The sequence below is a fragment of the Flavobacterium adhaerens genome, from assembly GCF_040045115.1.
GTDB lineage: Bacteria > Bacteroidota > Bacteroidia > Flavobacteriales > Flavobacteriaceae > Flavobacterium > Flavobacterium adhaerens.
In genome coordinates this window covers 102,119-116,830 of sequence record NZ_JBDLZX010000009.1, presented here as the reverse complement: position 1 = coordinate 116,830, position 14,712 = coordinate 102,119, and the positions used below count along the sequence as shown (strand labels likewise).

Genomic DNA, 14,712 nt, shown 5'->3' with positions numbered 1-14,712 from the left:
AACATAAAAAAACGTTAAAAAAATGAAGATTCTTAAAAAATTATAGTTTTAAAAAAATTTTGATTTTTTTTATATTAAAAAACTATCATATTCGAATTATTTTAAGAATATATTGAAACAAAACAATCTGTTTTTAAAATTGTGATACAATTACACACCACAACAAGAAAATTATTCGTTTTAGAACTTATTTAAATTCAACGAGAGACATTGACATAAAAAAACCGCCTCAAAAAATAATTTGAGACGGTTTTAAAAAATCTAAAAAATTTAAAAAAACTAATAACCTGAATTTTGCCAAGCTGCTTTTTGATCAGCTGTTAAATTAGTTCCATCATCATTTAGTAATCCATCAATAAATGACTGAGGAATTGGGCGATATTCATGTTTATTTGCTGTAATAAGAGTTGCATCTGGATTGAATGCTTTGGCTCTAGTAATCAAAGTACCTGTACGAGATAGCGTTTCCCAACGATCCCACTCACCCAATGACTCACGAGTGCGCTCATTTAAAAGAAAGTGCATAGCACGTTGGTAATCACTTGAAGCACCAATCTTAGAAAGAATCGCTTCATCTTCAACAGGTAAATTTGCTGGGAAAGTTTTTAAAGTCAAATCAGAAGCAGCTGTAGTTACTGCTAATTGTGGATTAGACAAATAATAGGTATTCATTTCCAAATTAGAATTTACATAATTTGCCGCTGCTGCACCTGTATTCAAAGGATTTGTTTTGAATGCCAATGACCCGTCACTATAGAATGATCTGTTTTCGCCATTTTTCCATTGTGCACGGGCTCTCACCACATTGATATCAGCCATTGCTTGGCTATATCTACCTAAACGCACGTTACACTCGGCACGCATTAAGAATGTTTCGGCCAAACGAGCCATAATTACATCACGGTTAGCATTAGATCTTTCTCCGTTACGAGAACCATCATCGGTTTTATTAATACCTGCAAAGAAATTACATCTAGCAGTGTTTCCAAACGTAGGCGCCACATATTCTCCATTTTGATATAAGACTAATGAACTCGGAACAAACTGCCCTTTTGTAGCTGTCAAATTACCAGCCGTTGCAGTTTGTCTATTCCCTACAGTCCATTCTGCTAATCTACCATTATCATCTTTCCAATTTGGATTTTGCGTTGCAGCACATCCAAATTTATAAGAATCATACGTATGGTCATTCTTAGAATTCAAAATCATCACAATTCCCGGATCCCCTAATTTGACCCCAACCGTATTATCCTTTACAACATTAGTACCGAAAACTGTTTTGAAAGTTTTCCACATACGAGCATCGTTTACGTGGTCAAAAACAGAATAGGTATATTCGGTAGGACGACAAGCTTGAAAATCCATAGAACCAATCCAAACCCCACGGATAACCCAACCTCCAGCAAAATTTGAAAATTGCGGTGTAAACGATGGCCCTGTTTGGTTTCCAAAACGACCAGCAGTAGCAGCATCTGAGTTAAAACCAGCTGCCATTAAGATTTCATCTAATTGTTCATTAGGACAATCTACCCCTGTCCAATTAGCATATAAATCACTATAATTAGCTGTTAATTTTCCTCCACGGGCATTAATTGCATAAGTAGTTGCTTCGATAGCTTCTTTAAGATCAGCATCTTTATATTCGCTGTTCCACTCGGCACAACGTTCTGATGAACGGAAAAGTAAAGCTTTGGCCAAAAAGTGAGCCGCAGTTGCTTTTGTCCAAGTAATTCCTTTACCATAAACAAAATCTTCTCCTGCAAAATACTTATAAGCATTTCTTAAATCAGAAATGGCTTGTGCCCAAGATTCTTCCTCTGTAGAACGGTCAAAATTACGCACTACAGTTGTAATAGGTTTTGTTTGCAACACAATCCCTCCATATTGAGCCGTAAGACGGTAAAAATTATACCCACGCAAAAAATAAGCATGCGCCAAACAACGATTTCGAACGGCTTCATCAGTAATTACCTTATCTGCTTTTTCGATAATCGTATTAGCAGACGCAATTCCGAAATACATCTCGTCCCAAAGAGCAGCAGGTGAAGTAGCATTATTATTGGCTGCTCCAGTTGCAACTGTTGCACCAACAGGCCCTAAACGATTGTCATAGGTATTCCACATTTCATTCGTTAAATCGTTACCTGTTGTAAACTCATCGCATCCTAAACTTGTAATAGCGTGCGCCCAACCAAAACCAAAATGCCAACGAATATTTCCATAAAGCGATTGAGATAAATCTACAAGACCTTCTGGAGTATCAAAATAATTAGTCGCATACTGAGACGTTAGATCTTCATCCAGAAAATCTTCGGAACAAGAGCTAAACGACACCCCCATCAGTACCAAAAGTCCAAATCCTATATTTTTAAAATTATTCATTTTCTTTATTTTTAATGTTTTTATTATACTAAGATTATTTTAAAATCCTACCTGAAGACCAAAAACAAAACTACGGTTGAAGTAAGTATTGTTTACATCAAAATCATACCAATCTACCGCTTGGTAAATACTTCCTGGATTTACCGCTTGGGTGTATATTTTTAAGTGAGACAGACCTGTTTTTGAAGTCAATTCTTTAGGGAAATTATACCCTAACGAAATATTACGAATCTTTATAAAACCTGCATTTTTAAATCCGAGTAACCCTGCATATGAATCTCCTGAACCTGATGTTGCTTGCCCTAAAATTGGCTTTTGATATTCAGCATCAGTGTTTTCTGGTGTCCAGTAATCTATTTCACGTTGATTACCATGCGCTGTCATTATTTCGCCTCCTAGTGATGCCATGTACCCCATACGACCGTATAGATTAAACCCTAAATCAAAACCTTTGTAGCTAAAAGTATTATTCCAACCCATTGTCCAGTTCGGATTACTATTCCCTAAAATAGTTCTATCATCAGCGGTCATTTTATAATCTCCATTTTGGTCTTTAGGACGTACTTTTCCTGGAGAGAATTTTTCACCATTAGCATTCCATTTTGCCATTTCAGCTTGATCTTCTGGAGTATCTTGCCACAATCCCAAATTGTCATAACCATAACGAACAGCCAAAGATTCGCCTATAAACCAAGCATTGTCTGGCATATCACTTTTACCATAAGCCAATTCTACGATTTCGTCTTTTTGCCAAGCTGCATTTAAGTTAGACTCCCATACAAATCCTCCTCCTGTTTGTACTGGAATTACATTAAGCGTCAACTCAATACCGTGATTTTTGGTTTTACCCACATTAGCATAAGTAGTTGGAAATCCAGTCAATGTTGGAATAGTCATTTGCATAATCAAATCATCGGTATAGGTAGCATAAGCCTCTAAACTACCACTAATACGATTGTCCAAAACTCCAAAATCAAGACCTACGTTATATTGAGTTGTTTTTTCCCAACCCAAATCCTTATTGGCCATTCCTGTCAAAGTTCTACTGTAGTATGGCTCATTAGTTGTATATCCTAATTCATTAGATTTTCCGTTAAAAGGTAAATATATCCCTGTAATACCACCTTGTGTTGCATATGCATTTACAGATGAGTTTCCAGTAGTACCTACTCCCAAACGAAGTTTTAAATTGCTAATCCATTCTGTTTCTTCCAAAAAGGACTCTTTATCTACACGCCAAGCCAAAGCTGCTGACGGGAAAAAATCCCATTTGTTACCCTCAGACAATTGAGAAGCTCCGTCCCAACGTCCCGAAACTGTAAGCAAATAACGATTATCAAAACCATAATTTGCACGTACCATATACGAACTCAACTGGCGCTCTGTTAGACCAGAATCCATTGTTGCTTTATTATTTGCATTGGTCAAATCTATCGTATCAAAAGCATTCCAGATAAATGTAGGATTTGGAATGTTATTAGCACTCATAGCAGAGTTTTCTGTATTCCAAGACGATGCCGTTTGAAGCAACGTGAATCCAACTTTGTGCTTATCAAAAGTACGATCGTAAACCAACATATTGTCTAGAGTCCAAGACAAGTCACGACGATTTTGAAGGCGTGCATAATTAGTACCCGCACTACCATCTGAATTTATTTTTAGCGAAGAAGTTCCATCAATATAAACCCCTTCTCTCCAGTGTCTGAAATCTGGTCCAAAATTCATTTTATAGCTCAAACCTTTTACAGGAGCCCAGATTTTTCCAAAATCTAAAGTTGCGGCAAAACTCCCTAAAACACGCATGGTTTGAGAATCTTGCTGACTTTTATCCCATTCTTCCATAATGGTATAAACATTAGTCTCTCCTCCAGGATTAATTACCAATCTACCATCTGGGTAATACGGAACTGCCATATTATAAATTGATTTTGCAGCACCATAAATAGCATCTGGAGTAGAAGCGCTTCTAGCCCCCAAAGTTGACATACCATATTCCTGCTCACTCCAAGATGTATTGAAAGAAGCATTAAAACTAAACCAATCTGTTGGCTTAAAATTAGCACTCAACTTAGCGGTATAACGATCATACGATTGCCCTTTTTGAGTTCCTTGATTACTCAAATAACCAAATGATCCGTAAGCATTTATCTTTTCAGAACCTCCACTAGCACTTATAACACGCTCATTTGCAACTCCAGTTTGTGTCACATAATCTGTCCAGTCTGTATTGGTTACTTTTGAAGCATCCCAAGTTCCGCTCTCCCATCCTTTCAAAACATTATCTCTAGAGGTTTCACCATCTAGCGGACTAGCAAAGATCAATTTATCATTCTCATACGTTGGTGCATAAGGACTTGCATACTTTACTGGATCTAAGTTATAAGCAGCATGTCTTCTAAAATCAATAAAATCAGCAGCGCTCATAGAAGGCGAACGATCTACAATATTCGACATGGTAATCGTTTCTACATAATCCAAACTGAATTTCCCTGACTTACCTTGTTTGGTCGTTACAATCACAACTCCGTTTGCTCCACGAGAACCATAAATAGCTGTTGCAGAAGCATCTTTAAGAATATCTATCGACTCGATGTCTCTTGGATTTATCGTTTCGATACCCGATGCCGACATCAAAGGCACACCATCCACAACATACAATGGTGTATTACTTGCAGTTAAGGAACGGTTACCACGAATACGAACACTTCCTACTGTTCCAGGGCGCTCACTCGAAACAATATCAACCCCTGCTGCTTTACCTTGCAAAGCTTCCATTGCGTTTGAAACTGGTCTTGAATTTAAAACTTCTGAGTTTACGCTCACAACTGCTCCAGTAACATCTGATTTTTTTACTGTTCCATACCCAATAACGACAACCTCATTAAGTTGTGAAACATCGTCCTGCATTTTAACATCTATTTGATTTGAACTACCAATTGTTCTTTCAGCAGTTTTAAATCCAGTACTACTAATAACCAAAACATCACCTGTTTTGGCTGAAATAGAATACTGTCCATCATAATCGGAACTCACTCCTTTTGTAGTTCCTTTAATCTTTACATTTACACCTGGAATTGGCAATCCCGTAGCATCTGTAATAGTTCCTTTGATTGTTTTATCCTGTGCAAAAATTACGGTTTGCATCATCGTGAACAAAACTAAAAAGAACCAAAAACTTGATTTGTTTTTCATGAAAGTTGAATTTTGGTTAATTAATTTATTAATCCAAAATTATCCATTGACTACCCACATTCTATCCTGTAGTATCCTGTTACACAAAGTTGCACCCGAAATTTTTAATGAAAAACACATATTAAAAATTTTAAAATGAAAATATTTTTACACCATAAAAACCTAACAATCAAATGCTTGTGTTTTAAATTGATAATTTTATAAAAAAATTAAATATTTTTTAAACAACCGTTAAAATAAAAGGGATAAAAAAATGATATACACAATAAACAGGATGCAACAGGATGGATAATCAGCCTTGCTTACTTAATTTTACTTTTCAAATGATGTCCAGTTCAATCAACAAGCTGTCCTGCACTATTCTAAACTAAAAATTACACAATCTAAGATATACTAATGATAAAATTTAAATTCGCTTTCATTGTTACTTTAGCTTTTTTGTGCCAGAGTTCGGCTCAAACCGTTTCGCAGTTTCATTTACAGCAAATAAACAACACCAATCAGCCTTGGACTCGTTGGTGGTGGATGGGAAGTGCTGTTGACAAACCTAATCTTAAAAAAAGTTTGATTGATTTTCACAAGGCAGGAATCGGCGGCGTAGAGATTACCCCAATTTACGGTGTAAAAGGTGAGGAAAATAATTTTATCGATTTCTTATCTCCAAAATGGTTAGAAATGTTAGACTACACCATTCACGTAAGCGATAGTTTGCACATGCAAGTTGATATGGTTTTGGGAACCGGCTGGCCTTATGGTGGCTCTCAAGTTACATTACCGCATGCTGCCACCAAATTAATCATTCAAAAAATTGAAGTCAAAAAAGGACAAAAAATAGACCAAGAAATAACCTCTCCAACTCAAGAAAAAAATCCAGCTCAACTCTTGTATATTGTAGCTTCAGGAGCAGATGGCAGCTATATCGATTTGACAAAGCAAGTTAAAACAAGAAAAGCTGCTCCTTCTACAACGCAACTTGATAACAAAATTCAACAAATTGAACTCAATCAGAATTATTTAGAATTTAAAGCTTCTAAAACCAATTATACTATTTATGCTGTTTTTAGCGGCAAAACAGGACAACAAGTAAAACGTTCGGCTCCTGGTGGAAAAGGCTATACTGTAGATCATTACTCAAAAGAAGCTTTAGACGAATATGTTGTTCCTTTTAACGAAGCTTTCAAAGGGCGTGAAGGAAAAATTCGCGCTATTTTTAATGATAGTTTTGAGGTGTATGGCTCTGATTTTACTCCTGCTTTTTTTGATGAATTCCAAAAAAGAAGAGGTTATGATTTGAAAAAATATTTAGCCGAATTAACCAGCACCGAAGATACCGAAAAAAGCAACCGCATCAAGAGTGATTATCGTGAAACCATTTCGGATTTACTTTTAAATCAATTTGACAAACCTTGGACCAATTGGGCTAACAGCAAAAAATTCAAAACCAAATTACAAGCCCATGGCTCACCTGGAAATCTAATCGATTTGTATGCCTCTGCGGACATTCCGGAATGCGAAACTTTTGGCTCTATGCCGTATGACATCCCAGGGTTCAGACGTGAAAAAGAAGACATCAGAGAGGGTGATGCCGATCCTGTTATGCTTAAATTTTCGTCTTCGGCTGCACATATTTCGGGAAAACCATTAGTTTCTTCCGAGACTTTTACTTGGTTGAGAGATCATTTTAAAACCGCTTTATCTCAATGCAAACCTGAAGCAGAAGATCTTTTATTAAACGGTGTTAACCATATATTTTTACACGGATCAACCTATTCGCCAACCCAAGCCGCATGGCCTGGATGGAAGTTTTATGCTTCGGTAAATTTCAACAGCACCAATACCATTTGGGAAGACGCCTCTGGCTTATTCTCCTACATTGCCAATTGCCAATCGCTTTTGCAACAAGGACAACCAGATAATGAGATTTTACTGTATTGGCCAATTTATGACCAATGGAATAGTTTTGCCAAAGGCGAAATGTTTATGCAATTCAAAATTCACTCTTTAAACGAATGGTTGTATGGAACTTCTTTTTACGACACTACCAAAAAATTGATGAGCAAAGGATATAGTGTCGATTTTATCTCAGATAGCTTTATAAAAGAAGCTACTGTACAAAACGGAACTATTGTTTTACCGGGCGGAACTTTTCAATCGATGGTCATTCCCGACTCCAAAACAATGCCGTTGGCTACTCTAAAAAAATTAATCGAATTAAAAAAACAAGGAGCTAAAATCATTTTTGAAGGACTTCCAGAATCTGTTCCAGGATTTTATGAATATGAAAAACAAAATGCTGAACTTCAAAAATTAATTACCGAAAACACCAACTTAGTTCAACCTCAATCGGATATTTTGCAAAGTCTAAGTTCGGTAAATATCAAGCCTGAAACTCTAGTCAACTCGGGATTAAAATTCATCAGACGAACTCTTGATGGAGAAAAATTATATTACATTGTAAATCACACCAACAAAACAATAGCTGGAATGATTCCGTTACAAATCGGACAAAAGGAAGTGGTAATTTTTGATCCGCTTACAAAAGAATACGGAAATGCAATTGTTCAAAAATCGGCCAATGAAACTTTAGTAAAATTACATATCGAACCGGGGCAATCTTTGATGTTGATTACTGAAAAAACAGCCTCGGTACAAAAATGGAATTACTGGCAAAATGCGGCAGCTGCAATTCCTCTTACTGGAAAATGGCAACTAAACTTTGACAAAGGTGGCCCAGAACTTCCTGCAGCTACAAGTTTGACTACTTTAGAATCTTGGACAAAACTTTCGCCACAGGCAGAGGCCTTTTCGGGTTCGGCAACCTACACATTGCAATTTGATGCTCCAAAAACAACTGCCGAAAACTGGAGTTTGAATCTTGGTGATGTTCGCGAAAGTGCTAAAGTTTGGCTCAACGGAAAATACATCGGAACGGCTTGGTCTGTCCCGTACCAATTGAATATTGGTAAATTGAAAGCTGGTAAAAACGAGCTTAAAATCCAAGTAACCAATCTTGCCGCCAACCGAGTTCGAGATATGGAACTCAAAGGGCAGGAATGGAAAATATTTTATGAAATCAATATGGTAGATAAAGATTATAAAAAATTTGATGCCACCAAATGGAACCCAACACCTTCTGGATTGTTAGGATCAATAACGATAACTCCTTTAAAAAAATAATATCAAGAACTAAATAAAATAAAATGAGAAAATTAGTTTTACTATTTACTGCTGTTTTAGCATACAACACAACACAAGCACAACAAGCATTTGACAAAAAAACAGTTTTATCCCAAATGGAATTGGCCAACAAATACTTTATGGACAAATGGCCAGATACAGGTAAAACCATCATCACTAATAAAGAACGCCCAAGTAACATTTGGACTCGTGGCGTATATTATGAAGGATTGATGGCTTTATACGAAATTTACCCAAAAGATGTGTATTACCAATATGCTTATGATTGGGCAGAATCTCACAAATGGGGGTTCAATGGTGGCAATACGACTCGAAATGCTGATAACTATTGTGCGGCTCAAACCTACATTGACTTATACAATTTAGAGCCGGATGCTAAAAAATTGAAAAATACCAAAGCCAATATCAACATGCTGCTTAACACTCCACAAAATGACGATTGGTCTTGGATTGATGCGATACAAATGGGAATGCCAGTATTTGCCAAAATGGGGGTTTTAGAAAAAGACAACCGTTACTATGAGAAAATGTATGAAATGTATATGTTCTCCAGAAATAATCACGGAGACAAAGGTTTATTCAACCCAAAAGACGGTCTTTGGTGGCGTGATGCCGATTTTGATGCTCCTTACAAAGAACCAAACGGAGAAGATTGTTACTGGAGTAGAGGAAACGGTTGGGTTATTGCAGCTTTAGCAAAAGTACTGACTATAATTCCAAATGATGCGCCTCATAGAGATCAATATGTAAAAGATTTACAAGCTATGGCAAAAGCTTTAGTTCCGATTCAAAGAGCCGATGGTTTCTGGAATGTAAGCTTACACGATCCAACGAACTATGGCGGAAAAGAAGCTTCTGGAACTGCATTATTTGTTTACGGAATGGCTTACGGAATCAACACTGGAATTTTAGACAAAAAAACCTATTTACCAGTGATTCAAAAAGCTTGGAAAGCCTTAACTACCGAAAGCCTTCAAAACACTGGTTTTTTAGGATTCTTACAATCTACAGGAAAAGAACCAAAAGATGGACAACCCCTTTCTGTTGATAAAATTCCAGATTTTGAAGATTATGGACTTGGTTGTTTTTTATTGGCTGGATCTGAAATTTACAAGATGAAAAACTAGTCAAAATGAAAATTAGACAACAAAAATATTGCTTATTAATTATTTTAATAAGCAATATTTTTTTCACACAAACAACCTATTCCCAAAGATTCAAATACAATTTCAATTCTGATTGGAAATTTAAAGTAGGAGATCTGCAACAAGCCGAAGCCATCGATTATAAAACTTCAGATTGGACTTCGGTAACGCTTCCGTATGCTTTTAATGAAAATGAAGCTTTCAAAAAAGACATCACCCAACTTACAACAGGCATTGTTTGGTATCGAAAAAAATTCAAATTGCCAGAAGGAACAAATGACAAAAAAATTTTTATCGAATTTGAAGGTATTCGACAAGGCGGAACAATTTACGTCAATGGGCAAAAAGTAGGATTACACGAAAATGGTGTAATGGCTTTTGGGTTTGATATTTCAAATTTAATAAAACCCTACCCTTCCGAAAATACAATTGCTCTCCGAATCGATAACGATTGGAAATACAAAGAGCAAGAAACAGGAACATCTTTTCAGTGGAATAACAATAATTTTAATGCCAATTACGGCGGTATTCCAAAGAACGTTTATCTTCATATAACGAATAAGTTGTACCAAACGCTTCCGTTGTATTCGAATCTAAAAACCATCGGAACTTATGTATATGCTTCGAATATCAATATTGCTCAAAAAACCGCTTTGATTACGGCTGAAACCGAAGTCAAAAACGAATATTCTACACCAAAAACTTTATCTTATGCTGTTCAAGTTTTTGACATTCAAGGCAAAAAAATAGCTGATTTTTCAGGAGATAAAACCACTTTGAATTCAGGTGAAATCAAAATTATTAAAGCATCCAAAAAAGTAAACAATTTACATTTTTGGAGTTGGGGATACGGCTATTTATATACTGTAAAAACAATTTTAAAAGTCAATAAAAAAGAGATAGATGTAGTTACAACCAAAACTGGTTTTAGAAAAACAGCTTTCGCTAATGGAGAAATTCGTTTAAACGATCGTGTATTACAAATAAAAGGCTACGCACAACGCACTAGTAACGAATGGCCATCAGTTGGAATGTCCGTTCCTGCTTGGATGAGTGATTTTAGCAATCGGTTAATGGTCGAAAGCAATGCTAATTTGGTTCGCTGGATGCATGTTACTCCTTGGAAACAAGACATAGAATCCTGTGATAGAGTTGGACTAATACAAGCTATGCCTGCAGGTGATGCCGAAAAAGACGTTAAAGGAATCCAATGGACACAACGTGTTAACCTCATGCGTGACGCCATTATTTATAACCGAAATAATCCGAGTATTTTATTTTACGAATCAGGAAACGAAGTCATTAGCGAAGAACATATGCGAGAAATGAAAGCTTTGCGAGATACTTATGATCCTTATGGAGGCAGAGCCATTGGCTCTCGTGAAATGCTCGATAGTAAAGAAGCCGAATATGGTGGCGAAATGTTGTACATTAGCAAAAGTGCTGGCAAACCCCTTTGGGCAACCGAATATTCCCGAGACGAAGGGCTGCGAAAATACTGGGACGAATACTCCCCTCCTTTTCACAAAGAAGGAACTGGCGGAACCAATCATTCTAACGTTAATGGAAGCAAAGTAACCGATGCTAGCTCTTACAACCACAATCAAGATGCCCATGCTATCGAAAACATAGTACGCTGGTACGACTATTATCGTGAGCGACCTGGTACTGGAAAAAGAGTAAGTTCTGGTGGTGTAAATATCATTTTTTCGGATAGCAATACCCATTTTAGAGGTGCCGAAAATTACCGCCGTAGTGGCGAAGTAGATGCTATGAGGATTCCAAAAGACGGTTTCTATGCGCATCAGGTCATGTGGGATGGTTGGGTTGATATCGAAAAATACAGAACTCACATTATCGGACATTGGAATTATACTAACGAAATAACCAAAAACATTTATGTGGTTTCCTCTGGTGACAAAGTAGAACTTTTTGTGAATGGAAAATCGAAAGGTTTCGGAACTCAAAGCAAGCAGTTTTTATTTACTTTCGAAAACATACATTGGGAAGCTGGCTCAGTAAAAGCAATAAGTTATGATGCGAATGACAAGGTGTTGAGTCAAGATGAAAAAACAACTTCGGGAACTCCTTTTGCCATCAAATTAACGCCTCATACTAGTACAAATGGTTTATTGGCTAATGGAAATGACATTGCTTTGATTGATGTTGAAATCGTTGATAAAAACGGCAAACGTTGTGTTTTGGATAATAGTTTAATCGAATTTTCATTAGAAGGAAATGCTTCTTGGTTAGGCGGAATTGCTCAAGGTCCCGACAACTATATTTTATCGCAAAAACTTCCTGTAGAAAATGGTATCAACCGAGTTATGATTCGCTCTACTTTGAATGCAGGAAATATATCTGTTTCGGCAAATTTTAAAGGATTACAGCCAGCCAAAGTTGATCTAAAATCAAAATCCTTTGTAACCAAAGATGGTCTTACAGAACAATTGCCTAGCGACAATTTACCTTCTTATTTAGAGAAAGGACCAACACCTGCGACACCTTCTTATACTATCAAAAGAACCCCTGTTTCAATTAATAGTGCTACAGCCATTTCAAATTTAGATAAAGTAAAAAACAGTTATGACGATAACGAATTAACCGAATGGACTAATGATGGGAAAATAAGCACTGGAAAAATTACCTATACATTAGACAAACCCTCAATTATAAATGAAACTGTAGTAAAATTTACAGGTTGGAGAAGTAAAAGTTATCCTATTCGTATATTAGCAGATGGAACAGAAGTATATAAAGGAAATACCGAACAAAGCTTGGGTTATATTACTATTCCGTTGAAACCTGTTTTAACAAAAGAAATAACCATCGAATTGATAGGCGTTAATTCTGAAAAAGATGGATTTGAAACCATTGTCGAAATAGACCCAAACAAAGAATTAGATTTATTTAAAGATAAAGACGCAGCCAATGCCAAAGGACAATTGCGCATTGTAGAAATAGAATTTTATAAAAATAAAAATGAGAACAATTAATCAAAAACTGTTTTGTGGATTATTCATCTTCTTCGGATTATCCTTAAACTGCTTGGCTCAAGAAAGTGCAGCATTTCCGTTATGGGATAAAATTCCAGGAGCTATTAAAAATGAGACTTACAAAGAAGAACCAAGATTAGATAAAGACGGAAAAAGAACTGGTATTCGAAAAGTTGTCGAACCTACTTTGATGCCTTTTCTAGTCTCAAACAACGCAACCAATAATCCCGCTGTTATTATTTGTCCAGGGGGTGGTTATGCCGTTTTATCAATTGACAAAGAAGGAATCAACATCGCCAAATGGTTTAACTCAATTGGAGTTTCGGCTTTTGTTTTAAAATACCGTTTACCATCAGATGATATCATGGAAAATAAAACCATAGGCCCTCTGCAAGATGCACAAGAAGCTATTCGCTTGGTCCGAAGAAATGCTGCTAAATGGAATTTAGATGCTAGCAAAATAGGCATTATGGGATTTTCGGCGGGAGGTCATTTGGCTTCAACTGCATCGACTCATTATTTGGATAAAATATACGAAAGCAACGATAACATCAGTGCCCGTCCAGATTACTCAATGCTTATTTATCCAGTAATTTCTATGGAAAATGGAATCACTCATAACGGTTCCAAAGAAAGTCTTTTAGGCAAAAATGCATCCGCAGATTTGATTGCCAAATATTCGAATGAAAAAGAAGTGAATGAACAAACACCTCCAACTTTTTTAGTTCATGCCACCGACGATCATGCTGTTCCTGTAGAAAATAGTATTAATTATTATTTAGCCCTAAAGAAAAGTAATGTTTTGGCCGAAATGCATTTGTATCAAAACGGAGGTCACGGATTTGGACTAGGAACCAAAGGCACACATACCGATTGGACAACAGCCTGTAAAAGTTGGTTAATTGCCAATAAAATTATAATCGAGAAACCAACTTATTTGTTTACATATTTCAAAGGTAATGGCGAAGATGGTTTACACCTCGCTTATAGTGCCGATGGTTACCAATGGACATCGTTAAAAAAAGATACCTCTTTCTTAACTCCCGAAGTTGGAAAAGATAAACTCATGAGAGATCCTTGTGTCATCAAAGGTGGAGATGGATTGTTTCATATGGTTTGGACAGTAAGTTGGACCGATAAAGGAATTGGATATGCTTCTTCCAAAGACATGATCCATTGGTCTAAACAGGAGTTTATTCCAGTAATGACTCATGAAAAGGGCGCAAGAAATACTTGGGCTCCTGAAATTACTTATGATGAAAAATCTAAAGAATACATGATTTACTGGGCTACTACGATTGAAGGTAAATTTCTAGAAACCCAATCTACCGAAGAAAAAGGATACAACCATAGAATTTATTATACAACCACTAAAGATTTTAAAAAATTCAGCAAAACAAAATTGTTATACGAACCTGGATTTAATGTAATTGATTCTTCGATTCTTAAGCAAGGTGATAATTATGTAATGTACTTAAAAGACGAAACAAAAGTTCCGGTACAAAAAAACCTCAAAATTGCAACCAGCAAAAAACTAACAGGACCTTATACGCAAGCTAGTGCTCCGATTACTGGAAATTATTGGGCCGAAGGACCAACTGCCATTCAAATTGATGGCAAATGGACGGTTTATTTTGATAAATACCGTGATCATAAATACGGTGCGGTTCAGCAAACTGAAAATGGTGGTTGGCAAGACATCTCAGATAAAATCTCCTTTCCTGCAGGAACAAGACACGGAACTGTTATAAAGGTTGACACTGAAATAATAGAAAATCTTCATAAGCAATAAAAAAAAT

Annotated in this window: 6 protein-coding genes; 4 read left to right on the top strand and 2 right to left on the bottom strand. The window is 36.4% G+C overall.

Translation table 11 applies throughout. The features are described 5' to 3' along the window. Positions 1-279: 279 nt before the first annotated feature. Positions 280-2,382 (bottom strand): RagB/SusD family nutrient uptake outer membrane protein, encoded by a 2,103-nt coding sequence (locus tag ABEB18_RS13360; protein WP_348799809.1) that lies wholly within the window; start codon positions 2,380-2,382, stop codon positions 280-282. A 39-nt stretch (positions 2,383-2,421) separates the two neighbouring features. Next, the gene (locus ABEB18_RS13355) at positions 2,422-5,574 is read right to left on the bottom strand and encodes a SusC/RagA family TonB-linked outer membrane protein (protein ID WP_348799808.1); all 3,153 of its coding nucleotides are present in this window, start codon (positions 5,572-5,574) and stop codon (positions 2,422-2,424) included. A gap of 396 nt (positions 5,575-5,970) precedes the next feature. On the opposite strand from ABEB18_RS13355, the gene ABEB18_RS13350 reads away from it, so the two are divergent. From ABEB18_RS13350 to ABEB18_RS13335, 4 genes are read left to right on the top strand one after another with little or no spacing between them, the layout of a single operon-like run. Continuing rightward, positions 5,971-8,751 carry a glycosyl hydrolase gene (locus ABEB18_RS13350; RefSeq protein WP_348799807.1) on the top strand — a complete coding sequence of 927 codons (2,781 nt, stop codon included), beginning with the start codon at positions 5,971-5,973 and terminating at the stop codon, positions 8,749-8,751. 23 nt (positions 8,752-8,774) lie between these two features. Next, a complete protein-coding gene (locus ABEB18_RS13345; RefSeq protein WP_348799806.1) occupies positions 8,775-9,899 on the top strand; it encodes a glycoside hydrolase family 88/105 protein in 1,125 nt (374 codons plus the stop codon). 5 nt (positions 9,900-9,904) lie between these two features. After that, positions 9,905-12,913: a glycoside hydrolase family 2 protein gene (locus ABEB18_RS13340; RefSeq protein ID WP_348799805.1), complete on the top strand. Its 3,009-nt coding sequence runs from the start codon at positions 9,905-9,907 to the stop codon at positions 12,911-12,913. Beyond that, the gene (locus ABEB18_RS13335) at positions 12,900-14,705 is read left to right on the top strand and encodes a prolyl oligopeptidase family serine peptidase (RefSeq protein WP_348799804.1); all 1,806 of its coding nucleotides are present in this window, start codon (positions 12,900-12,902) and stop codon (positions 14,703-14,705) included. The genes ABEB18_RS13340 and ABEB18_RS13335 overlap by 14 nt, the downstream gene beginning before the upstream one ends. Positions 14,706-14,712 lie beyond the last annotated feature (7 nt).